The following is a 23,422-nucleotide window of genomic DNA, read 5'->3' as shown; positions in this document are numbered from 1 at the left end:
TATAGTAACATCGGTGGTTAGGGGCGGAAGCCCGACCAAATCGATGGAGGTGCCCTGCTGCATGAGCTACGTCAAATACGGAATCCGGCCCGAATTCGTCGAACGCGTCAAGCTGAAGCTGAAAAACCCGGCCGTCAAGGAGCGGATCAAGCTGCTCGTGAACGGGCTGACCAAGTACGATCTCGCCGACCGCGCCAAAGTGCGCAAGCTCGTCAAGAGCGCGGCGAGCATCCTGCACGAGAAGCTGACGGACACGCAGGAGGAGCAGCTCGTGCAGTTCGTGCTCGGCCAGAAGATCGATCCGAACAATACGTTCCATCTCATCAAGCTGTGGGGCATGTTCCGCTGAACGGGCGGAGGCGCCTCGAACGCCAAGCGGCTCCGCCTTCGGGCGGAGCCGCTTTTATTTCTCTCGATTAGTTGGGCGCTTCGCGGCCGGCGACGAGGCTTCGGTCTTCGAATCGGGTCGAAAGGACGACCAGAGTCGAGGAGAAGCCGAAGGCGTGGCAAGTTTCCAGAAACGCTTCCAGCGACTCGCCCGTTTCGGTCATGACCTTCATCAAATAGTTGTACTCCCCGCTCGTCCGGTAGAGGTCGACGATCTCGGGGGCCGTATCGGCAAAAGCTTCGAAGTCCTTGCACGAAGCGGTCTTGAACAGGACGAACGCGGCCGCATGCTTGCCTAGCTTGGACGGCGACAGTTTGGCTCCGTACCCCGTGATCACTTCGCGCTCCTCCAGCTTGCGCAGTCTTTCGGTCACGGCAGGCTGCGACATCGCGATCATCCGGCCTATCTCCGAGACTGTGATCCTGGCATTGTCGTGCAGAATGGCCAAAATCTTGAAATCGATCGAATCCATGCTGAGCCACCTCGTTTTTATCGGGCAAGGGCCTGAACGTACGATAGAAATAAAGATTCAGCCCTCGAACTCCGTTGATTTCTTATTTCGATTGTAGTGCCGGTTCCGTAAACTGTCACTATCAACGAAAGAGGGAGTGAAGGACGATGGCGACACTTGAAACGAAGCAAGGCGCGCTCGAGTTCACGACGGGAGACGGCGTGCGGATCGCGTACCGGCTCGACGGATCGGTGGACAAGCCGGTGCTGCTGCTGGCGAACTCGATCGCGACTTCGATGGACATGTGGGAAGGGCAGGCTGCCCGGCTGAAGGAGCATTTCCGGCTGCTGCGCTATGATTATCGGGGGCATGGAGGCTCGGATACGCCTGCTGGCCCTTACTCGCTCGACCGATTGGGAAGGGATGCCGTCGAGCTGCTCGACGCGCTTCGGATCGATCGGGTCCATTTTCTGGGGCTGTCGCTCGGCGGCATCGTCGCGCAATGGGTGGCGATCCACGCGCCGGAGCGGATCGATCGGCTCATCCTGAGCAATACCGCCGCTCATCTCGGTTCGCCCGAGCTGTGGGAAGGCCTGATCGCGTCCGTGCTGAAGCCGGGCAGCATGCCTGAGACCGCGGAGTCGTTCATGAAGAACTGGTTCCCCTCGTCCATGCTGACGCCGGACAATCCGATCGTCAAGTCGTTCCGCGAGATGGTGCTCGCTACCCGTCCGCAGGGAATCGCGGGAAGCTGGGCTGCCATCCGCGACATGGACCTGCGCCGGACGGCCTCGCTCATCGACCGGCCGACGCTGGTCATCGCCGGCGAGCAGGATCCGGTGACGCTGCCCGAGCACGGAGAGCTGCTGGCCAAGACGATACCGGGCGCAGAGCTGCTTGTCCTGCCCTCCGCCCATCTGCCGAATGTGGAGATGGAATCCGCCTTCATCGAGGAGGTGACCGCGTTCCTGCGCCGCTTATAAGATTTGCTGATCGATCGGATCGGACATTCGGATTGGGAATTCCAGCTCCTCTGCGGTATCGTGGACAGCAGCAAGCAAGAGCGGGCTGGAGGCGAGGCGCATGGCGGGCAATGTCGGGAAAATAGCAGTCGGGCTCGAGAGGAGCGCAGGCGCACGGAGCGCGGCGGCGCGGATGCCAGCCGAGGCGAAGGCGGACGGCAGGGCGCGGATGCAGGCCGAGGCGAAGGCGGACGGATGGATGCGGATGCGGTTGGAGACGAAGGCATTTCGCCCGACGCGGAGGCAAGGCGCTGCCTGGCGGCGGCCTGGACTGCTGCCGGGGCTGTTCCTGACCGCGCTGCTGGCCGCCGCCGGCAGGATGCTCGGCGAGCTGCCGGGCCTCGGCGTGCTGGGACCGCTCGTGCTGGCCATCCTGCTCGGCATGGCCTACCGCGAATGGCTGGGAGGCGTGCCGCTGAGCGCGGCCGCCGGCATCGCCTTTTCCTCCAAGCAGCTGCTGCGCCTCGGCATCGTGCTGCTCGGCATGCGCCTCGACCTCGGGGACATCGTCGCGGCAGGTCCCGGCGTGCTGGCGATCGATGCGATCCATGTCGCGCTGACGATCCCGTTCGTCTGCTGGCTGGCGGGCAGGCTCGGAGCGGACCGCAGGCTCGCTCTGCTGACCGCCTGCGGCACGGCGATCTGCGGCGCCGCCGCTGTCGCGGCGATCTCGCCGCAGCTGAAGGCGAGGGGCGAGGAGACCGCTGTCGCGGCCGCGACGGTCGCCATCCTCGGCACGATCTTCACGATCGCGTACACGCTGCTGCAGCCGCTGCTGCAGCTCGCCCCGGCCGCTTACGGCGCCTGGGCCGGATCGACGCTGCACGAGGTCGCCCATGCGCTGGCGGCGGCGGAGCCGTTCGGCCAGGAGGCGCTGGACATGGCCGTGCTCGTGAAGCTGACGCGGGTCGCGATGCTCGTGCCGGCGGCGCTGCTGATCGGGCTGTGGGCGCAGCGCCGCGAGTCGCGGCGCGCCGCCGCGCAGGACGCTTCGGCTGGCGGCGGCGCAGGACGGACGCGCGTGGCGGCGCCGTGGTTCATCCTCGGCTTCCTGGCGATGAGCGGCGTCCATACGCTCGGCATCGTGCCGCAGGCGGCCGCGCAAGGCATGACGACGGCCGCCTACCTGCTGATCGCGATGGGGATGGCGGGCCTCGGGCTCGGCGTCGACTTCGCCACGTTCCGCCGGCTGGGCGGGCGCGTGTTCGCCGCCGGCCTGATCGGCTCGCTGCTGCTGGCCGCGCTCGGCTACGGCCTCGTCCGCTTGTTCGGACTGGGAGGATGAGCGGGCCGAAAGCCTGCCGTTTCGAAGCGGAACGAGATTCCGTCTCCGGAGCGGGCATGAGCCAGGAGAGCGCATCGGGCGTTTCGGCGAAACGTCCGATTTTCACGGTATCCTTTTCCAGCGGCCCCGGTTTATACTGGCTCTTGGAGGTGCTTTGCACAGATGACGACGCTTATTCAAGAGCATTCGCTCGTATTGTTCCAGGGAGACAGCATTACCGACGCGGGACGCGACCGCGGCGACGCGGCAAGCCTCGGCGCGGGCTACGCGCTTCTGGCGGCGGGCCGGTTCGGCAGCCTGCATGCGGAGAAGGGGGTGCGCTTCCTCAATCGGGGCATCGGAGGCGATCGGGTCGCTGACCTGCAGGAGCGCTGGGAGCGGGACTGCCTGGAGCTGCGTCCGGACTGGCTGTCGATCTACATCGGCATCAACGACACCTGGCGCCGGTACGACAGCGGCTCGCCGACGACCGCGCAGGCGTACAAGGACGGCTATCGCCGGCTGATCGAGCGGGCGCTCGAGGCTTCTTCGCCGCAGCTCGTGCTCGTCGAGCCGTTCGTGCTGCCCGTGAACGAAGGGCAGAAGGCGTGGCGGGAAGATCTCGATCCGAAAATCCAGGCCGTCCGCGAGCTGGCCGGCGAGTACAAGACGCTCTATGTGCCGCTGGACGGCTTGTTCGCGCAAGCGGCGGCTCGGACAGGTCCGGCCTATTGGGCTCCGGACGGCGTTCACCCGTCCGCGGCGGGCGCGGCGCTGATCGCCGAGGCTTGGCTGAAGGCGGTGCAGGCGATCTGACGGCGCCGGAGGGGAAGGGCGGATGGATCGATCTGCGGACCGGGCCTCGGGAGGAGCGGAACGCGCTGCTCGCCCGCTCGCTGTTCGATCCCGGCCGGGCCGCGGAGATCGCAGCCCGCTACGAAAGCGAGCCGGAGCTGGAGCTGGCCGGACGGATCGAGCAAGGAAGGCTCGTCGGACTGGCCGGGTGGCGGAGGGAGGCGGACGGCGGCGTCGAGCTGCGGCATCTGGCGGTGCTGCCCGAGGCGGAGCGCTGCGGCATCGGCCGCAGGCTCGTCCGGCATGCGCTCGAGCGCTCCGCGGCAGGCCGGCTCGTCGCCGAGACGGACGACGACGCCGTCGGCTTTTATCGGCGCATCGGCTGCACGGCGCGTCCGCTCGGCGAGCTCCATCCCGGCCGCGAGCGCTGGCGCTGCGAGCTGCGCCGCTACGGCAGCCGCGAGCCGGAGGCGGCCGACTTCGAGAAGATCGCAGGCTGGCCGCGCAGCCGGGCGGAAGCGTACTACATGTTCCCGAGCGGCGGCTGGCCGCTGCGGGCGGAGCGGCTGCAGGCGCGCGCCGCGGAGCGCCGGCTGCCGACGCTGATGCTGGACGCCTCTGGGACGCCGGCCGCCTACGCCAACGTGTACGAGGACGAGGGGCAATGGTGGATCGGCAACGTCATCGTGAATCCCGAGCTGCGGGGGCGAGGCGCCGCCGAGGCGCTGCTGCTGAAGCTGTGCCGGGACGCCGGGGAAAGGCTAGGCGCGGACGAGCTGCATCTCGTCTGCCATAGCCCGAATGCCAAGGCGCTGCTGCTTTACAGCGGACTGGGCTGGGAGCCGTACCGGATCCTGCGCAAGCTGGGTCCGGAGCTGGAGCCGCTGGCGGGCATCGCGATGAAAAAGCGGCTGGAATCCACCTATTCACACTATTCGGGTAGGAATATAAAAATATAGATTGACAGCTGCTGCATCGAGCGGTAGGATGAATGCAGAAAGACCAAATAAATAGCCCGGGAAACTTGGGAATAGGCCCGCCGGTCAAACCGGAGGTCCATGACAGCGTACAGGAGCTGTCGTGGGCCTTTTTGGCTTTTTTCCAGGCAGAAGGGCAACAGGAGGATGAAAAGGATGAGCGAGCAGCAGCAGGCAGAGCAGAGTGGAGCATGGGAAATCCGGCCGGTCACGCCGGCGACGGGAGCGGAAGTGAGCGGAGTGGTGCTGTCGGATCGGCTCGGCGAGGAGGATATCGTCCGGCTGCGCGAGGCGCTCGCGCGGCATAAGGTGCTGTTCTTCCGCGGCCAGGGCCATCTGGACGACGCCGCGCAGGAGGCGTTCGCCGCCCGGCTCGGGCAGCCGTTCGCCCATCCGACGGTCCCTTCCAAGGAAGGGACGGGCTACATCCTTGACGTCGACTCGCAGCATGGCGGCCGGGCGGACCAGTGGCATACGGACATCACGTTCCTCGATGCGTATCCGTCGGCGTCGATCCTGCGCGCGGTCGTCGTTCCGGAGGCCGGCGGCGACACCGTATGGGCGAATACGGCCGCAGCCTACGAGAGCCTTCCGCAGGAGCTGAAGGAGCTGGCCGAGCGGCTGTGGGCGGTGCACAGCAACGACTTCGACTATGCGGTGGCGGCTCAGCGCAAGGGCGTGCCGCTGGAGCAGGAGCGCGATTACCGCCAGGTGTTCGCGTCCACCGTCTACGAGACGGAGCATCCGCTCGTCCGCGTGCTGCCCGATACGGGCGAAAAGGCGCTCGTGCTCGGCAGCTTCGCCAAGCGCATCCTGAACGTATCCACCTCGGCGTCTCGGCAGCTGCTCGAGCTGTTCCAGGAGCATGTCGTGCGGCTGAACCATACGGTGCGCTGGCGCTGGGAGGAAGGCGACGTCGTCATCTGGGACAATCGCGCGACGCAGCATGTGGCGGTCAACGACTACGGCGAGCAGCGCCGCATCGTGCGCCGCGTGACGCTGGCGGGCGACGTGCCGGTCAGCGTGGAGGGCAAGCAGAGCCGCACCCGCACGGCGGGCGGTCCGCGGCCGCAGCTCGATCCGGCCGGCGCCTAGGACGGGAGCTGAGCGGGATCTCTCGGCAGGTCGACGGCTGAAGGCGCTCGCGAGCCGGAGGCGCGCGAACGACGAAGAAGCGCCTTCTCGCAAAAAGCAAAAGCTCCTTTCCCCGCTTGTCCGAGGGGAAAGGAGCTTTTGCTTTGCGATCCGCTTTGCGATTCGCGGCTGCTCCTGCCTTGGAACCGCCGAATCGGGCTTGGAACGGACAACCAGGGCATAAATGTGCCTTGGATCCGCCGAATCGGGCTAGGAACGGACAACCAAGGCATAAATGTGCCTTGGATTCGCCCGAATCGGGCTAGGAACGGACAACCAGGGCACAAATGTGCCTTGGATTCGCCGAATCGGGCCTGGAACGGACAACCAGGGCATAAATGTGCCTTGGATCCGCCGAATCGGGCTTGGAACGGACAACCAAGGCACAAATGTGCCTTGGATTCGCCCGAAATTGGGCTTGCAACGGACAACCAGGGCACAAATGTGCCTTGGATCCGCCGAATCGGACTGTCCTCCATGCAGTCGAGCTCAGTCGGACAGCGGCTCGATGCAGACCGGGCCTTGGCTGCGCACGCTGCCGACCTCGCGGCGGACCGGGTACGCGCGCATCTCCTCCGGCGGATAAGGGCGGAGCAGCGGCTGCAGCCGCTGCGGATCGCGCAGGCCGCGGTCGAGCCAGAGCGCCTCGTCCTCGGGACGCAGGATGACCGGCATCCGGTCATGGATCGGGCGCATCAGCTCGTTCGGCTCCGTCGTCAGCACGGTGCAGGTGGACAGCTTCTCGCCGGCCGGCGAGATCCATGTCTCGTACAGGCCGGCCATGGCGAACGGCGCGCCGCTCTTCAGCGTGACGCGCAGCGGCTGCTTGGCCCCGTCCTGCTGCTGCCATTCGTAAAAGCCGTCCGCCGGAATGAGGCAGCGCTTGCGCCGCAGCGCCTCGCGGAAGGCGGGCTTGGCGGCGGCCGTCTCGGAGCGGGCGTTCAGCATGCGGCTGCCGATCTTCGGATCGTCGGCCCACGGCGGCACGAGCCCCCACTTGAGCTCGCCGAGCCGATTTTTCTCCCCGTCATGAATGATCGCCAGCACCATCTGGGCCGGCGCGATATTGTACCTCGGCTCGTAGTCCCCCAGCCCCGCCTCGCCGATCAGGAAGCGCAGCATCAGCTCCTCGAGCGTGACGGTCAGCGTGTAGCGTCCGCACATCGTCTCCCGCTCCTTTCGCTCACTCTCGTTGCTCCTAGTATAGCGCATGCCCGTCCGGGGGTTAAGCGGCCTTCTTCCCGACTATACTTCTAACAGATCGTCAGAGCGGGAGGAAGAGAGTCATGGAGGCTGGATCGGGTTCGGAAAACGGGCAAGGAAGCGGCAGGCAGGAGCGGCCTTCCGCATCGGCAAAGGCTGCCCCGCCGCAGCGCCGCCGGCTGCTGGAGCTGCTGCTGCTGCCGGCGGCGCTGCCGGCGGCAGCCTATGCGTATGCCGCCGGCAAGCGTCGCAGCCGCAAGGCGGCCGCGGCGCTGGCGGCAGGCTCGCCGCCGCTCGCGCTGGCGGCGCCGGCCGTCGCGGAGCTGCGCGCCGCGTGGCGCAAGCTCGAGCGCGCCGCCGCCAAGGCTAAAGCCGCGGCAGCCGCGGCCGCTCCGGCGCCGAGCGCGCCTGCGGGCGGCAAGGCCGCCGCATGGGCGGGGCTGCCGAAGGCGAGCCCTGCCTGGAGCGCAGAGGCGGCGGCCGCCCTCGGCGCGCCGCCGGCGCTGCCGGCCGGCCCGGCCGGCGATGCCGCGCTCGTGCAGCGGCTGCGCGCGGAGACGGCGCGGCTCAATCGCAACAACGTGACGCGCACGGAGGCATACCGCGCGTTTTATTTGCGTCGGCCGGAGGTGCACTGGGCGCTGCTCGCGCATCTCGTCTCGCGCAACGGCGGCTGGAACATGTCCGATCTGCAGGGCGAGTGGCTGCCCCGGCTGCTCGACCTGCACAAGCGCCGCTGCACGTTCGGCATGCTGGAGCGGGCGAACGCGCTCATTTTCCACGACGCCTATCCGCAGCTGCTGCTCTATGAGGAATGCCGCCGCACGAGGCGCAATCTGCTGCATCTGCTGCCGCAGCTCGGCGTGTCCGCGTTCATGCGTCCCGTCTGGCAGCAGTTCCTGCGCACAGGCGACGCGGTGCCGCTGACGGTCGGCCTGATCGTCAACGAGCAGCATTTCATCGAGGAGCGGGTCGTGCAAAATCCGTATTATCGGCGAAAGGTGCTGAACACGTTCTTCTTCGGCATGCAGTCGGTGCTGCAGCTCAACCAGGTCCTGTTCCCGTACGGCAAGGACGAGGGCGGCGATCCGCTCGTCGCGGGACTCATCCTCGAGGACTTCTCCGACCTGGCCGAGCGCATCGAGTTCGGCAAGCGGCTGTATGCGATGCTGTTCGCGGTTCCGGGCGTCGCGAAAGGCGCCCTCGCCTTCGTCAAGGCGACGCGCCATACCGGATCGAGATCGGATTACGCGCCGGAGCTGTACGCGCCGGTACGGCACGGGGCTCCCGGCGCCGCCTACCGCGAGCGGCTGCGCGGCGGCAGGCTGCTGCCGGGAGCGGAGCCGCTGTACAGCCCGCCGCTGTCGGCCGCCTGGGCGGACCGGCCGGTGGACGACCCGGAGCCGGGCGACTGGTTCAAAGGGCCGGAGGACGTGCTGCCGTATTTCCGGGCGCTGCCGGTGCCGGATCGGTTCGAGCTGACGGCGGACTACCGCATCGCGCTCGGCAAGGTGGAGCTCGCCGTGCTGGCGGCCTCCGGCTCGGGCTTCGGACCGAAGCCGGGCTGACGGCCCGGCCCTGCGGCCCGCCCGGCGCGGCTGGTCTCAGCCAGCGGCCAAAAGCGATGTCGATGGCGTCCATGACGTCCGGCGAGGGCCGCTGCAGGCGCTTGCCGACGGCCTTTAGCTGCGAGACTATCCCCGGACGCGCGGACCCGGTCGACGGCGTCGCGTCGTCGGCTGCCTGCAGCCTGCAACCTCTTTCCCGCTCGGCTCGTCTGGTGGAAAATGCCAGAAGCGGCCTTTGCGCGGCCGCGACGAGGGGGAAACGGGATGAATCACGGCAAAGCATGGAGACGAGGACTGCTGGCGGCGCTGCCGCTGCTGGCGCTGGCTGCGGCCGGCCAGGGCTGCGGCGCGCCGGATCCGGAGCGGCAGGCGCAGGAAGCCGAACGGCAGGCGGAGGCCTCCGAGCGGCAGGCGAGGCAGCAGGAGGAAGCGCGGGAGGAGGCTGCGGCCAAGCTGGACGGGAGCTACGTGCAGGCGTCCAATCGGCTCGGACTGCAGTTGTACCGGCAGCTGGCGGAGGAGCGGCCGGACGGCAATCTGCTGCTGTCGCCGTGGAGCGTCGGCGAGGCGCTCGGCATGGCCTGGCAGGGCAGCCGCGCAGAGACGGCCGAGGAGATCCGGCAGGCGGGCGGCTGGGCGGCCTTTTCCCCGCAGGAGGCGGCCCGCCAGGCCGGAGGATGGCGCTCCTATCTGGAGCTGCCGTCGGACGGAGCCCGGCTGAGCGTCGCCAATTCGCTCTGGGTGCAGCAAGGCCGGGAGCCGCTGCCGTCCTACCGCAAGACGCTGGAAGCGGATTACGGAGCCGAGCTCGAGACGGCGGACTTCGCTGGCGGCGGCGCGGAAGCGGCGGAGCGCATGAACCGCTGGGTCGACCGGCATACCGAGGGCATGATCCCGCAAATCGTCGATTCGAGCGAGCCGCTTGATCCGGAGACGCTCGCCGTGCTGCTGAACACGGTTTATTTCAAGGGCGGCTGGCAGGACGAGTTCGATCCGGCGCGGACGGAGCAGGCCGCGTTCGCGATGGACGGCGGCGAGCGGCTCGATGTCGCGATGATGCAGCGGGGCGGCAGCTATCCGCACCTGCGGACGGAGCGCTTCGAGGCGGTGCGCCTGCCGTACGGGCTGAAGGGCGGATACCGGCTGCTGCTCGTCCTGCCGGCTCGCGGGCTCGGCGTGGATGACCTGCTGCCGGACCTGGAGCGCTACGAGGAGTGGCAGGACGAGCTGCAGGCCAAGGCCGGCAGCGTCGCGCTGCCGCGCTTCAAGGCCGCGGTCCGCAGCGTGCTGAACGAGCCGCTGCGGCAGCTCGGCATGCGGCAGGCGTTCGCGCCGGGCGCCGACTTCGGCGGCATGCTGGAGGGCAGCCCGGACCTCCAGCTCAGCCTCGTCCTGCAGCAGGTCGTGCTGGAGGTGAACGAGAAGGGGACGGAAGCGGCCGCGGCGACGCTGATGGCGGAAGGCGGCGCGGCGCCCCCGAGCGATCCGTTCGAATTCCGGGCGGACCGGCCGTTTTTCCTCGCGATCGAGGACGGGGTCTCGGGCGCCTGGCTGTTCCTCGGCCGGATCGGCCGGCCCGCGGACGGAGCGTAGCGGCGCAAAAAAGCCGAGCCCGCCAAGGGCGTCCGTACAGGCGGACGCGGCGTCCGGCGCATCGAATAGAGCATCCTTCCGCTAAGGATGTGAAACGATGCCTGTCCGTACACGCAGCGCCAGCCTGCATCCGCCTTGCCGCAGGCTGCGCGATCAAAAGAAAGCCGGGCGCTCCAACTGGAGCTCCGGCAACTGGAGCGGCTACGCGATCGAAGGATCGCGAGGCGCCTTCTCCAGCATTTCCGCCCGCTGGACCGTCCCGGTCGCGCGCCCGACGTCCCAATCCACTTATTCGTCGGCCTGGATCGGCATCGACGGCTACAGCAACAGCGATCTGATCCAGACCGGCACCGCCCACGACTATGTCGACGGCCGTGCAGAGTATTACGCCTGGTGGGAAATCCTGCCCGCCTCGGAGACGCGCATCCCGCATCCGGTCCGCCCCGGCGACGTCATGGCCGCCCGCATCGCCCGCGTGAGCCGCGGCCGCTGGTCGATCGCGCTGCGCAACGTCACGCGCGGCTGGACGTTCCGCACCGTCCAGACGTATCGCGGCCCGCAGCGCTCGGCCGAATGGATTGTCGAGGCGCCGCAGATCGGCGGAGACATCGCGACCTTCGCGCGCATCACGCCGCTGCCGTTCCGCCGCTGCCGGGTTGACGGCCGCAGTCCGGGCCTCAAGCTGTCCCAGCGCGGCGTCATGGTGCAGGGCCGCTATATCCGCGCGCTTCCTTCGCGGCCGAACGCCGCGGGCGACGGCTTCGTCGTGCGCAGCGTGCGGATCCGCACAAGCGAGTCCTGATGGAAGGGGCGCTTGCCGAGCTAACCGGCAAGCGCCCTTTTCGCGAGGGGGGCCGAAGCGCCTCGGCCGGGCGAAGCGGCGGCGATCCTTCGATAGAATACGCTTTCATTTTCTCGTTGACAAAATTCGGGACGCCGATTATGATCAGGGTGTGAAACGTTTAATCATAGACAAGTCAAAGCTGCAACATGTCTGTTTTGGTATCGGTGAAGGGGTCGTTGCTTCATGCGATGAAACGTTTAATCCAAAGAGCAAGGAGCTTCAAGCATGAGCGCCAGTCGCGTTACGATCAAGGATGTCGCCAAGCTGGCCCAAGTGTCCATCGCGACCGTATCCAACGTCATCAACGGCACGGGGCGCGTCTCCCCGGAAACCCAGCGCAAGGTGGAGCAGGCGATCGGCCAGCTCGACTTCGCGCCGAGCGCGTCGGCGCGCAACCTCAAGGACAAGAAATCGTCGCTGATCGCCGTCGTCGTCCCGCTGCTGGAGAAGGGCCGCTTGCAGGACAACCCGTTCTACTGGCATCTCGTCCGGGGCATCGAGGAGAGCGCGCGCGGCGTCAAGCTGCATGTCATCCTCGTCGGCATCGGCCCGGACGAGACGTTCTCGTTCGTGCGCGAGCAGCATCTGGACGGCCTGATCTTCGTCGGCGCGTTCGCCCGCACGGAGCTTGTGGAAAGCATGCTGCGCCTCGGGGTACCGTGCGTCTTCATGGACAGCCTCGTCGACGATCCGTCCTTCTACCAGGTCGCGCTCGACGACGAGCTCGGCGGCTACATCGGCACGAAGCATCTGCTGTCGCTCGGCCACGAGCGGATCGCGCTGCTGACCGGCGTGCTGCTCGAAGGCGGCGTCAACTACTGCCGCTGGCAGGGGTACCGGCGGGCGCTGGAGGAGGCGGGAGTGCCTTATCGGCCGGAGCTCGTCTACGAGGAGCCGACCTCCTCGCTCGGCGGCTACCGCGCCGCCTCGCGCATCGGGGCCAAGACGGGCGGCATCACCGCCGTATTCGCCCTGTCCGACATGGCGGCGATCGGCCTCGTCAAGGGGCTGCACGATCTCGGAATCGTCGTGCCCCGCGACATCTCGGTCGTCGGCTTCGACGATGACGAGCGGGCGCGCTATTGCATCCCCGCGCTGACGACGGTGCGCCAGGACATCGTAGAAAAAGGGCGGACCGCGGTCCGCCTGCTGACGGCCCAGCTGGAGCGGGAGCCGCTCGCGGAGCGGCGCGTGACGCTCGGCGTCGAGCTCGTGCCGCGCCAAAGCACGGCGCCGCCTTCCCGCTAGTCCCGGAGGGGCAGCGTCCAGGCCCGCGCTCCCGGCCGGCCTAGGACGGATGGATTCGAACCGGACCCGAACGATGAAAGGAGGTGGGGGGAACCGTTCGGGAACCCGGAGCTCGGAAGGAGCTCTTGTTCGACCATCCATTCTAGCGGGGAGTGTTGACGAGTGAAGGTATGGAAAAAATTGACGATCGCGGTGCTGGCAGGCGGCCTGTTGCTGCCGTCCGGAGCGATCCACCCGCCTAAAGCGGAAGCGCTTACGGCTTCCGGGGCGCTCAGCCCGGTCACGCCGAAGGACACGGTCTATCAGATCATTACGGACCGTTTCGTAGACGGCGATACGAGCAACAACAAGCCGGCGGGCTTCGACCCGACGCTGTTCGACGACGCGAACGGCGACGGGCGCGGCGACGGCAACGATCTCAAGCTGTATCAGGGCGGCGATTGGAAGGGCATCATCGACAAGATCCCCTATTTGAAAAACATGGGCGTCACGGCCGTCTGGATCTCCGCGCCTTACTCCAACCGCGATACCGCCATCAACGACTATCAGGCGGGCGGCGCCATCAACCGCTGGACGAGCTTCCACGGCTACCATGTGCGCAACTACTTCGCGACGAACAAGCATTTCGGCCTGATGAAGGACTTCGAGGGGCTGCGCGACGCGCTGCACGCCCAGGGCATCAAGCTCGTCATCGACTTCGTCACGAACCATACGAGCCGCTGGCAGAACCCGACAAGCGGCTACAGCGCCGAGGACGGCAAGCTGTACGAGCCGGACAAAAACGCAGCGGGCGCCTATCAGTTCAATGCCGCCGGCGACCTGCTCGACGCCAACGGCGACGGCAAGACGGACAACCTGCTCGCCGATCCGCACAACGACGTGAACGGCTGGTTCCACGGGCTCGGCGACCGCGGCGCCGACAGCTCCCGCTACGGCTTCCGCCACAAGGATCTCGGCTCGCTCGCCGACTTCTCGCAGGAGAACAGCGCGGTCATCGCCCATCTGGAAAAAGCGGCGACGTTCTGGAAGTCCAAGGGCGTCGACGGCTTCCGGCATGACGCGACGCTGCATATGAACCCGGCCTTCACGAAAGGGCTGAAAGACGCGATCGACTCCGCCTCCGGAGGTCCGATGACGCATTTCGGCGAATTCTTCATCTCGCGTCCCGATCCGAAGTACGACGAGTACCGGACGTTCCCGGACCGTACCGGCGTGAACAACCTCGACTTCGAGTATTTCCGCGCGTCGACCAACGCGTTCGGCAATTTCTCCGAGACGATGAGCAGCTTCGGCAACATGCTGCTGACGACGAGCGCGGACTACACCTACGAGAACCAGGCGGTGACGTTCCTCGACAACCACGACGTCACGCGCTTCCGCTACATCCAGCCGAACGACAAGCCGTACCATGCCGCGCTGGCGACGCTCATGACGAGCCGCGGCACGCCGAACATCTACTACGGCACGGAGCAGTACCTGTCGTCGGCGGACAGCAGCGACATCGCGGGCCGCGTGTTCATGGAGAAGGCCGCGTCGTTCAACCAGAACTCGACGGCGTACAAGGTCATCAAGAGCCTGTCGGCGCTGCGCCAGTCCAACGAGGCGGTCGCCTACGGCACGACGTCGGTGCTGTACAGCACGAACGACGTGCTCGTCTACCAGCGCCAGTTCTACGACAAGCAGGTCGTCGTCGCCGTGAACCGCCAGCCGAACTCGAGCTTCGTCGTGCCGGCGATCAACACGACGCTGCCTGCCGGCACCTATGCCGACACGCTTGGCGGACTGCTGTCCGGCGCTTCGGCCAGCGTGACGAACGTCTCCGGCCAGAACAAGATCGCCAGCTTCACGCTCGCCGGCGGCCAAGTGAACGTCTGGTCGTACAATCCTTCCCTCGGCACGACCGTGCCGCGCATCGGCGACGTCGTCTCGACCTCCGGCCGTCCGGGCAATACGGTCTACATCTACGGCACCGGACTCGGCGGCTCGCCGGTCGTGAAGTTCGGCACGGCGACGGCGACCGTCGTCAGCAGCAGCGATACGTTCATCGAAGCGGTCGTGCCAAGCGTAGCCGCAGGCCCGCAGACGATTACCGTGACCAAGGGCAGCAGCGTCAGCAATACGTTCGCCTATGAGGTGCTGACCGACGATCAGGTGCAGGTCATCTTCAAGGTGAACGCGACGACCACGCCGGGACAGAACATCCATCTTGTCGGCAGCATCGCGGAGCTCGGCAGCTGGGATGCGGCCAAGTCTACCGAAGCGATGATGAACCCGAACTATCCGGTCTGGTTCCTGCCGGTCAGCGTGCCGAAGGGCGCGACGTTCCAGTTCAAGTTCGTCAAAAAGGACGCGAGCGGCAATGTCGTCTGGGAAGGCGGATCGAACCGCACGTTCACCGCGCCGACATCCGGCTCGGCCGATACCGTCGTCTATACGTGGCAGTAGGCTTGTCCCGCGTGCAGGAGGGACAATTGAATCAAAAAAAGAGATATTCTGCGTAAAACAGAGGTATTAAGGGCAAAACAACGTAAACGAGCGATTATAGGCAGAAAACAAGCAGTGCAAACGATTTAACAAACCGGTTTTGCTGATGTATGATGGATGAGGTTAATGAATGAACCGCTTTCATGAAAGCGGACAAAACGCAAGTCAGGGGAAAGAAAGATCCGTTCGACAAGTTTCGCAAATTTGGCAAACGTTTGCGCGTTTTGGCGGATTTCGGTCTTTCTTTCCCTGATCGTGAAGCTGGAACATACGAAAGGGGTCAGGTTGAACATGAAAAAGGCTTATGTATGGACGATGGTCGCGGCGATGGCGCTCGTATCGGCATGCGGCAACAACGGCGGCAACGGAGGCAACTCGGCAGAGCCTGCGGCCAGCACCGCTCCGAGCCCGGCCGCGAACGCGGACGCCGGAGGCGCGGCAGCCGAGGAGCTCCAGCCGGAGGAAGGCGCTTCCCTGCTCGTCTGGGAGAGCAAGGAGGAGCGTCCGTTCGTCGAGGCGATCGCCAAGGAGTTCACCGAGAAGTACGGCGTTCAAGTGAAATTCGAGGAGCTGGGCGCGGGCGACCAGGTCAACAAGCTGATCAACGACGGTCCGGCCGGCCTCGGCGCCGACGTCGTGCTGTTCCCGCATGACAACCTCGGCAAGGCGGTATCCGCCGGCCTCGTGCTGCCGAACGACTACTACGAGGAAGAGACCAAAGCGGCCAGCTCCGAAATCGCGCTGAACGCCGTCACGTATGACGGCACGCTGTACGGCTACCCGCGCTCGGTCGAGACGTACGCGCTGTTCTACAACAAGAAGCTCGTGCCGACGCCTCCGAAGACGTTCGAGGAAGTCGAAGCCTTCGCCAAAACCTACAATGATCCGAAAGCGAACAAATTCGCCATCATGTGGGAAGTCGGCAACCTGTACTTCAACTATCCGTTCCTGTCCACCGGCGGCTACATCTACGGCGACAACGGCCAGAACAAGGAAGACATCGGCCTGAACAACGAAGGCGCGATCCAAGGCATGACGTACTACGGCACGCTCAAAGACAAGCTGCTGCCGCTGAACTCCGGCGACATCACGTATGACATCAAGAAGGGCCTGTTCATGAACGGCACGCTGGCGATGGACATTAACGGTCCGTGGACGATCGCCGACTACCGCAATGCCGGCATCGACTTCGGCGTCGCTCCGCTGCCGTCGATCAACGGCCAGCCGGCATCTTCCTTCTCCGGCGTCAAGGCTTGGTACGTCAACTCCTTCTCCAAGTACCCGAACGCGGCTCGCCTGTTCGCGCACTTCACGTCGACGAAGGAAGCCCAGCTCAAGAACTTCGAGATGACGGGCGCGCTGCCGGCCAACAAGGAAGCGGCGAACGATCCTTCCGTGCAGAGCAACGAGATCGTCAAAGGCTTCCTCGATCAGTTCAACCAATCGACTCCGATGCCTTCCATCCCGGAAATGGGCAACGTATGGAGCCCGGTCGGCGCCGCTCTGTCCGACGTATGGAACGAGGGCAAGGACGCCAAGACGGCGCTTGACAACGCCGTGCAGCAGATCAAAGACGCCAACAACGGAGCCGCTCCGAAGTAAGCTGGCGGAACGGAACAATCGACTGAGCAAGCCCGCCGGCCAGCGCAAGCTGCCGGCGGGCCCTGTTCATTCACATGGAGCCTAGATAGACAAGGGAGGGAGCCGGCAGGATGCGCCATCGTAGCCTCGCAGCTGTGCTGTCCACGCTCTTCATGGGCCTCGGACAGCTGTACAACCGCCAATACCTCAAGGGCCTGCTGCTAGCAGCCGTTGAAGCGCTGGCTATTTTCACGTTCTTGCCGAGTCTCGGCAAGGCGATCTGGGGCGTGTACACGCTCGGAGAGAAGACGCAAGGATTCGAAAAGGTCGGCAGGGTCACGGTCCGCGTCGAAGGGGACCACTCGATCTATCTGCTGATCAGCGGACTGATCACGCTGTTCCTGTTCGCGATTTTCCTCATCATCTATATCATGAATATCCGCGACGCCTACCGGACGGGAGCCGCCCGCGAAGCGGGAGCGAAGCCGGCCTCGTTCAAGCAGACGTTCGCTTATGTGACGGATAAGAAGTTCCCGCATCTCATGCTGGCGCTGCCGGCGGCCGGGGTGCTGTTCCTGACGATCATGCCGATCGTGTTCATGATCATGCTGGCGTTCACCAACTACGCCTCGCCGAACCATATCCCGCCGAAGTCGCTCGTCGACTGGGTCGGCTTCGGCACGTTCGCCAACCTGCTCACGCTCAAGACCTGGAGCGGCACGTTCGTCGGCGTCTTCACCTGGACGATCGTCTGGGCCGTCGTCGCGACGGTCACGACGTATTTCGGCGGCATCCTCGTCGCGCTGCTCATCGAGTCCAAGGGCGTGCGCTTCAAGAAGCTGTGGCGCACGATCTTCATCCTGCCGTATGCGATCCCGCAGCTCATCTCGCTGCTCGCCATGCGCAACCTGTTCAACGGCCAGTTCGGTCCGATCAACCAGTATCTCGGCTACTTCGGCCTCGGCAAGCTGCCGTGGCTGACCGATCCGCTCTGGGCCAAGGCGACGGTCATCCTCGTCAACATGTGGATCGGCATCCCGGTGACGATGGTGCTCATCCTCGGCATCCTGACGGCGATTCCGAAGGACATGTACGAGGCGGCGGACGTGGACGGAGCGACCGGCTTCCAGAAATTCCGCATCATCACGATGCCGTTCATCCTGTTCTCGACCGCGCCGATCCTCATCACGCAGTTCGCGGGCAACATCAACAACTTCAACGTCATCTTCCTGCTCACGAACGGCGATCCGGTCAACGGCAGCTACCAGTACGCCGGCAGCACCGACCTGCTCGTCACCTGGCTGTATAAGCTGACGCTCAACAACAGCCAGTTCAACATGGCCTCGGCCATCGGCATCATCATATTCCTGATCGTGGCGTCGTTCTCCATCTGGAACTACAGACGCACGCGGTCGTTCAAAGAGGAGGACATGATCCAATGAAAACGCGCTCGACGATCTTTCTCGTGCTTAAATACTTGCTGCTGATCGCGATCGCGGTCATTGCGATCTATCCGGCGCTCTGGATCCTGCTCTCCTCGTTCCGTCCCGGCACGTCGCTGTACAGCGAGACCTTGATTCCGGAAACGTTCACGATCGCGCACTACAAGGAGCTGTTCAACAACCCGAGCTTCCAGTACGGCCGCTGGTACCTGAATACGCTCAAGATCGCGACGCTGACCATGGTCTTCTCGACGATCCTGATCACGCTGAGCATGTACGCGCTGTCCCGCTTCCGCTTCCGCGGCCGGCAGAACATCCTCACGACGATGCTCGTGCTCGGCATGTTCCCGGGCTTCATGAGCATGATCGCGATCTTCATCTTCCTGCTGCAGCTCAACCTGCTCGACACGCACGCGGCGCTCATCCTCGTCTACTCGGCGGGCTCGGTGCTCGGCGGCTTCGTCGTCAAGGGCTTCTATGACACGATTCCGCGCAGCCTCGACGAGGCGGCCCGCATCGACGGGGCGACGCATCTGCAGGTGTTCCTGAAGATCATGCTGCCGCTGTCCAAGCCGATGCTCACCTACGTCGCGCTGACGACCTTCACCGGCGCGTGGGTGGACTTCATCTTCGCCCGGCTCGTGCTGCGCACGAAAGAGAACTGGACGCTCGCCGTCGGCATGTGGGATCTCGTCAACTCCTTCCAGAACAGCAACTTCACGCTGTTCGCCGCCGGCGCGGTGCTGATCGCCGTGCCGATCACGCTGCTGTTCTTCTTCCTGCAGCGCTTCCTCGTGCAGGGCATGATGTCCGGCGCGTCCAAGGGCTGATCCGGCCTGCCGGATCGGTTTGTGAAAGCCGCAAGGGGCCGCCTCCGGGAGCCGTTTCGACGGACCCGGGGGCGACCCCTTTTTCTTGTTCTCGGCCGCCGGCGGCTCCTTCGGGAGCGGCCGGCGGCTTTTTGAATCGCGGATTCCGCATCAACCAAGGCTTAAATGTGCCTTGGATTCGCTTTGCCTTTCGCCTTGGGGCGCATGGGGGCAGGAGCGGCGAGGAGCGCGGCCGATCCCGCGGCGCAGGGCATGGCGGTGCGGATCAGCTTCCGGCTTCGTCCAGCAGCGCCTTCAGCGCTCGCATCCCCGCGGTGATCTCCTCCGGCTCGAGATGGCCGTAGCCGAACAGCAGCTTGCTCTCGTGCCGGCCTTTCTGGAGGCAATGCTGCTCCAGCGGGACGATGCGGATGCCGCGCAGCAGCGCGAGCTCGCGGAACGTCTCGCCGAAGCGGCGTCCGGGGAATTCGACGGCGAGATGCAGCCCCGCCGCGTCGCCCCAGCAGCGCCAGCGGTCCCCGAACTGCTCGGACAGCGCCTCCAGCAGCGCCTGCCGGCGCTCGCGGTACAGGCGGCGCATGCGGGCGACGTGGCGGTCGAGCTTGCGGGCGGCGAGGAATTCGGCCAGCACCGCCTGGTCGAACGCCGGGTTCTGGACGTCGACATGCAGGCGGGCGTACGTCCAGCGGCTCTGGAGCGCGCGCGGCACGATCGCGTAGCCGATGCGCAGGGCGGGGAAGAGCGCCTTGCTGAACGTGCCGATGTAGACGACCCGCTCCGCGTCCATCGCGGCCAGCGGTGTCGCCGGATCGCCGTAGTAGCGGAACTCGCTGTCGTAGTCGTCCTCGAGGATGTAGCTGCCGCTCTCGCGCGCGAAGCGCAGCAGCTCCGCCCGCCGCGCGGCAGGCAGGATGCCGCCGAGCGGGAACTGGTGGGACGGCGTCACGTAGATCGGGCTGCCCGGGCGCCCTCCGAGCCGCGACGTGACCATGCCGTGCTCGTCCACGGGGATGCGCTTGGCGGCGTAGCCCTTTTCCAGAAAGACGCGGATCATCTCCGCATGGCACGGATCCTCGGTGATGAGATCGAGCCCCGGCTCGTACAGCAGGTCGGCGGCCAGATGCAGCGCGTGCGTCGCTCCCGCCGTGATGAACAGGTCGGAAGGATCGGCCTGCAGCCCCTTGCTGCGCAGCAGCCAGGCGGCGATCTCCTCGCGCAGCCGCGGCAGCCCTTGCGGGCCCGTATAGCCGAGCCACGGCTCCGGCATGTCGCGCATCGCCTTGGCGGCGAGCTGCTGCCACAAGTAGCGGGGGAACGTCCGCAGGTCCGGCTGCCCCGTGCGGAAGTCCGCCAGCAGCCGCGCGGGCGGAGGGGCGGGCGGACGCGGCGCTGACGCGGACCGAGGGTCCAGCCGCACGCCGTCGGCGATCCGCGTCGGCGCCCCCTGACGGCTGACTGCGTAGCCTTCCGCGAGCAGCATCTCGAACGCCTCGTTCACCGTATTGCGCGAGACGCCGAGCGCCTCCGCGAGCCGCCGCGTCGACGGCAGCTCCTCGCCGGCGGCGAGCGCTCCCGACCAGATCCGCTCCCGCAGCGCGGCGAACAGCTGGCGCTTCATCGGCATGTCGCCGTCCCGGTCCAGGCGGATTCCCCACATCGCCCTCATGCCCCCATTCCATTCTCTTGTCACTGGTCCGGCTGATACCGGGCCCGACTGGCTCTTTCATCATACCAGCTTCTGGACTAAGATGGCAGAAAAAGGAGGGGAAGCGCATGGATCGATCATCGAGAACAGGCCTGCTGCTGCTGCTCGCCTCGTTCAGCCTGGCCGGCAGCTCCGTCATCGCGGCGGCGCTGCTCGGCAGGCATCTGCAGCCGTTCACGCTGACGGCGGCGAGCCTGCTGCTGTCGCTGCTCTGCCTGCTGCCCGCGCTCGGACGCAGCGCGATCGCCTCGCTGCGCCGCCTGTCGCGAGGACAATGGCTGCAGCTGGCCGGACAGGCGGCGTTCGGCATCGTGCTGTTCCGCGTCTGCCTGCAGCTGGGCCTGGAGCGGACGAGTTCCGCGGAGGCGGGCATCATGATCGGCGCGACGCCCGCGCTGACCGTCGGAATCGCCTGGCTGCTGCTGCGCGAGCGCAGCGGTCCGGCGCGACTGGGCGGCGTGCTGGCGACCGTGCTCGGCGTCATGCTCATCCAGGGAGCGGCATCGGCCGGCGGAGGCGCGCTGACGGCGGCGCATCTGGCCGGCAATCTGTGGGTGCTCGGAGCCGCCGGGAGCGAAGCGCTGTTCAGCGTGCTGTCGCGCTGGACGGCGGCCGGCCGGGCCGGGGGGCGTGCGGCGGGAGGCTCGGAGGCGAGCGGGAGCGGGGCCGTAGGACGGCCGTCCGGGGCGGCGGAGGCGAGCGGCAGCGGGGACACGGGCGAGCCGTCCGGGGCGGCGGAGGCGAGCGGCAGCGGGGACACGGGCCGGTTGTCTGCAGAGGCGGCGGCGGGCAGCAGCGGGGACGCGGGCCGGTCGTCTGCAGAGGCGGCGAGCGGGAGCGGGGCCGTAGGACGGCCGTCTGCAGAGGCGGGGGCGGGTAGCAGCGGGGACGCGGGCGAGCCGTCCGGGGCGGCGGCGCAACCGGCCGAGGGCGCGGAGGCGCCGCTCCGTCCGGCGCTGCAGACGGCGCTCGTCGCCGGCATGGCGCTGCTGCTCAGCCTGCCGCTCGCCGCCTTCGAGCGGCCGCTCGGAGCATTCGCCGCGCTCGGCGCGACCGAGTGGCTGGCGCTTCTCTGGTACGGCCCGGTCGTGACGGCGGCGGCGTTCGGCCTGTGGTACGCCGGCATCCGGCGCTGCCCGGCGTCGACGGCGGCGGCCTGCTCCGGGATGATGCCGTTCAGCGCGCTGCTGCTGTCGGTGCTCGTGCTCGGCGAGCATGCCGGCTGGACGCAGTGGAGCGGCGGCTTGCTCGTCATGCTCGGCATGGCGCTGATCGGCCGCTCCCCCGGCTCTGCCGGCAAGCGGAGTCGAGGCGCGGGCAGCGCTTCGGCCGAGGCGCGCGGCGGGCAGCGCTTCCGATCCTTCCCGGCTGGAAGCGGGGATCCGGCGGAGGCGAGCATTTACAGCCGCCGGCGAACGAGGTAAGCTGGAAAAAACGTCCGATTTTAGGAGGGGAAGAGATGGATCGGAATGCGGATCAGGCCGAGGGACGGCCCGTCGGCCTTACGGCGGATGCGGGCTGGCAGATCGGCGTGCGCCGCACGCTCGGCGCTTCCGCCGAGCGCATCTGGCGGCATCTGACGGGGACAGAGGCAGGCCTCGCGCTGTGGCTCGGAGACGCGCGGCCTCGGGAGCTGGAGCCGGGAAGCGAGCTTGTCTCTTCGGAAGGCATCGAGAGCCGCTTCGTCGTCGTGAAGCCCGGGCGCCAGCTGCGGCTTCGCTGGCGGCTGCCGGAATGGGACGAGCCTTCGACGCTGCAGATCCGCTTGCTGCCCTCCGGCGAGGGCCGGACGGCGGTGAGCTTCCATCAGGAGCGGCTGGCCGGTCCCGCCGAGCGTGAGCTCATGAAGCGGCGCTGGGAGCAGGCGCTTGGCGCGCTCCGCGACGCCCTGGAGGACGGGCGGGCCGGAGACGGCGAATCGGGCTGACGGCCCGCCTGGCTCCCGCCGGAGCCAGACATGAAAGGAGGGGATCGGCCATGCTGCAATCGTTTCTGCCGGGAGACGGCACGCTGGAGCAGAAAGCGTTCGTGCGGGAAGAGACGGCTTTCAATCTGATCCACACCATCAGCGCGGCGCCGGAATCGAGGCGGCTGCGCTCGGGCGACGGACGGCTCGTGTTCGCCCAGTCGCCAGGCCGCAACGGCTGGCTCTGGCTGTCTCCGGAGCTCGAGCCGCCGGAGCGGGAGCGCCTGCTGGGCGAGCTGGACGAAGCGCTGGCGGACGAGCTGCTGCCAGGCGTATCCGGCTCGCCGGACGCGGCGCCAAGCTTCGCGGCGCGGCACGGGGAGCGCACGGGGAGGGGAACGCGGGTCGGCATGGTCATGGAAGCCTACGCGGCGCCGGCCCTCCTTCCGCCGACCGGCGTCTCCGGACGGATGCGCCTGTTCGGGGCGGACGAGCGGGGGCTCGCGGCGGAATTCCTCGCCGGCATGGTCCGCGACGTGTACGGCGAGCCGGCTGACGCCGCCGGCCAGCTGGCCACGGCCGACACGCTCATCCGCGCGGCCAAGCTCTACCTGTGGGAAGACGGCGGCGAGCCGTCCGCGATGGCGGGCTACGGCGGCGCCTCGCCGCGGCACGGGCGCATCAACGCCGTGTACACGCCCCCGGACCGCAGGCGCAGAGGCTACGGGAGCGCGCTCGTCGCCGGCGTTGCCGGCCGCATCGCTGGCCAAGGGCTCGTGCCGATGCTCTATGCCGACTGCGCCTATCCCGACTCCAACCGCGTCTACCGCCGCCTCGGCTTCGAGCCGGCGGGCGTGATCGCGGACATCAAATTTGCATGATGTCGACTACGAGGGCTGCTTGGACCTGCCAAGTGCAATAACGCTGGTTCCAGGCAGAACAGGACCTATTGCCAGTTCTATATTGTTGAAGCATGCGGTTGAAGCG

20 protein-coding genes are annotated in these 23,422 nt (G+C 66.7%); 17 read left to right on the top strand and 3 right to left on the bottom strand.

Going from position 1 to position 23,422, the window contains the following annotated elements:
* The first annotated feature begins 61 nt into the window (after window positions 1-61).
* The gene (locus NYE40_RS14095) at window positions 62-349 is read left to right on the top strand and encodes a stage VI sporulation protein F (RefSeq protein WP_028596883.1); all 288 of its coding nucleotides are present in this window, start codon (window positions 62-64) and stop codon (window positions 347-349) included.
* Between the two features lie 67 nt (window positions 350-416).
* On the opposite strand, the gene NYE40_RS14090 is transcribed toward NYE40_RS14095, so the two are convergent.
* A complete protein-coding gene (locus NYE40_RS14090; protein ID WP_028596882.1) occupies window positions 417-860 on the bottom strand; it encodes an Lrp/AsnC family transcriptional regulator in 444 nt (147 codons plus the stop codon).
* Window positions 861-1,006: 146 nt separating this feature from the next.
* Here NYE40_RS14090 and NYE40_RS14085 point away from each other — a divergent pair, with 146 nt between their 5' ends.
* The 5 genes from NYE40_RS14085 (at window position 1,007) to NYE40_RS14065 (ending at window position 5,992) form a co-directional block, all read left to right on the top strand.
* Window positions 1,007-1,822 carry an alpha/beta fold hydrolase gene (locus NYE40_RS14085; RefSeq protein WP_028596881.1) on the top strand — a complete coding sequence of 272 codons (816 nt, stop codon included), beginning with the start codon at window positions 1,007-1,009 and terminating at the stop codon, window positions 1,820-1,822.
* A 100-nt stretch (window positions 1,823-1,922) separates the two neighbouring features.
* Window positions 1,923-3,146 (top strand): putative sulfate exporter family transporter, encoded by a 1,224-nt coding sequence (locus NYE40_RS14080; protein ID WP_339278579.1) that lies wholly within the window; start codon window positions 1,923-1,925, stop codon window positions 3,144-3,146.
* 162 nt (window positions 3,147-3,308) lie between these two features.
* A complete protein-coding gene (locus NYE40_RS14075; RefSeq protein WP_101809282.1) occupies window positions 3,309-3,941 on the top strand; it encodes an SGNH/GDSL hydrolase family protein in 633 nt (210 codons plus the stop codon).
* A complete protein-coding gene (locus tag NYE40_RS14070) occupies window positions 3,914-4,879 on the top strand; it encodes a GNAT family N-acetyltransferase (protein WP_180968514.1) in 966 nt (321 codons plus the stop codon). Before NYE40_RS14075 ends, NYE40_RS14070 begins: the two co-directional genes overlap by 28 nt.
* A 174-nt stretch (window positions 4,880-5,053) precedes the next feature.
* The gene (locus NYE40_RS14065) at window positions 5,054-5,992 is read left to right on the top strand and encodes a TauD/TfdA family dioxygenase (RefSeq protein ID WP_028596878.1); all 939 of its coding nucleotides are present in this window, start codon (window positions 5,054-5,056) and stop codon (window positions 5,990-5,992) included.
* Window positions 5,993-6,520: 528 nt separating this feature from the next.
* On the opposite strand, the gene NYE40_RS14060 is transcribed toward NYE40_RS14065, so the two are convergent.
* Window positions 6,521-7,195, bottom strand: a complete 675-nt coding sequence (locus NYE40_RS14060; protein WP_028596877.1) for an SOS response-associated peptidase — start codon at window positions 7,193-7,195, stop codon at window positions 6,521-6,523.
* Window positions 7,196-7,317: 122 nt separating this feature from the next.
* Here NYE40_RS14060 and NYE40_RS14055 point away from each other — a divergent pair, with 122 nt between their 5' ends.
* The 8 genes from NYE40_RS14055 (at window position 7,318) to NYE40_RS14020 (ending at window position 18,824) form a co-directional block, all read left to right on the top strand.
* Window positions 7,318-8,802, top strand: coding sequence for a DUF2515 family protein (locus tag NYE40_RS14055; protein ID WP_052332836.1), 1,485 nt, complete (start codon window positions 7,318-7,320; stop codon window positions 8,800-8,802).
* Between the two features lie 264 nt (window positions 8,803-9,066).
* On the top strand, window positions 9,067-10,395 hold the full coding sequence (locus NYE40_RS14050) for a serpin family protein (RefSeq protein ID WP_339278578.1): 1,329 nt from the start codon (window positions 9,067-9,069) through the stop codon (window positions 10,393-10,395).
* Between the two features lie 97 nt (window positions 10,396-10,492).
* Window positions 10,493-11,197: a G1 family glutamic endopeptidase gene (locus NYE40_RS14045; protein ID WP_052332834.1), complete on the top strand. Its 705-nt coding sequence runs from the start codon at window positions 10,493-10,495 to the stop codon at window positions 11,195-11,197.
* A 267-nt stretch (window positions 11,198-11,464) separates the two neighbouring features.
* Window positions 11,465-12,487, top strand: coding sequence for a LacI family DNA-binding transcriptional regulator (locus NYE40_RS14040; RefSeq protein WP_028596876.1), 1,023 nt, complete (start codon window positions 11,465-11,467; stop codon window positions 12,485-12,487).
* Between the two features lie 162 nt (window positions 12,488-12,649).
* On the top strand, window positions 12,650-14,932 hold the full coding sequence (locus NYE40_RS14035; RefSeq protein ID WP_339278577.1) for an alpha-amylase family glycosyl hydrolase: 2,283 nt from the start codon (window positions 12,650-12,652) through the stop codon (window positions 14,930-14,932).
* A gap of 330 nt (window positions 14,933-15,262) precedes the next feature.
* On the top strand, window positions 15,263-16,573 hold the full coding sequence (locus NYE40_RS14030) for a maltose ABC transporter substrate-binding protein (RefSeq protein WP_339278576.1): 1,311 nt from the start codon (window positions 15,263-15,265) through the stop codon (window positions 16,571-16,573).
* Between the two features lie 110 nt (window positions 16,574-16,683).
* Entirely contained in the window at window positions 16,684-17,994 is a 1,311-nt protein-coding gene (locus NYE40_RS14025; protein ID WP_028596873.1) for a sugar ABC transporter permease, read from the top strand.
* Window positions 17,991-18,824, top strand: a complete 834-nt coding sequence (locus NYE40_RS14020; RefSeq protein ID WP_028596872.1) for a sugar ABC transporter permease — start codon at window positions 17,991-17,993, stop codon at window positions 18,822-18,824. Before NYE40_RS14025 ends, NYE40_RS14020 begins: the two co-directional genes overlap by 4 nt.
* Window positions 18,825-19,089: 265 nt before the next feature.
* Here the strand turns inward: NYE40_RS14020 and NYE40_RS14015 are convergent, their stop codons facing one another.
* Window positions 19,090-20,481 (bottom strand): PLP-dependent aminotransferase family protein, encoded by a 1,392-nt coding sequence (locus tag NYE40_RS14015; RefSeq protein ID WP_028596871.1) that lies wholly within the window; start codon window positions 20,479-20,481, stop codon window positions 19,090-19,092.
* Between the two features lie 116 nt (window positions 20,482-20,597).
* On the opposite strand from NYE40_RS14015, the gene NYE40_RS14010 reads away from it, so the two are divergent.
* The 3 genes from NYE40_RS14010 to NYE40_RS14000 are packed head-to-tail and all read left to right on the top strand — an operon-like array spanning window position 20,598 to window position 23,316.
* Window positions 20,598-21,953: an EamA family transporter gene (locus tag NYE40_RS14010; protein WP_339278575.1), complete on the top strand. Its 1,356-nt coding sequence runs from the start codon at window positions 20,598-20,600 to the stop codon at window positions 21,951-21,953.
* Window positions 21,954-21,988: 35 nt separating this feature from the next.
* Window positions 21,989-22,456: an SRPBCC domain-containing protein gene (locus NYE40_RS14005; RefSeq protein ID WP_028596870.1), complete on the top strand. Its 468-nt coding sequence runs from the start codon at window positions 21,989-21,991 to the stop codon at window positions 22,454-22,456.
* 50 nt (window positions 22,457-22,506) lie between these two features.
* The gene (locus tag NYE40_RS14000) at window positions 22,507-23,316 is read left to right on the top strand and encodes a GNAT family N-acetyltransferase (RefSeq protein ID WP_028596869.1); all 810 of its coding nucleotides are present in this window, start codon (window positions 22,507-22,509) and stop codon (window positions 23,314-23,316) included.
* The last annotated feature ends 106 nt before the right edge of the window (window positions 23,317-23,422 follow it).

It is taken from the genome of Paenibacillus sp. FSL W8-1187 (genome assembly GCF_037965485.1).
Taxonomy (GTDB): Bacteria; Bacillota; Bacilli; order Paenibacillales; family Paenibacillaceae; genus Paenibacillus_O; species Paenibacillus_O pasadenensis.
Note: the sequence above shows the minus strand (reverse complement) of the source record. Positions and strands in the feature narration are given on the sequence as shown.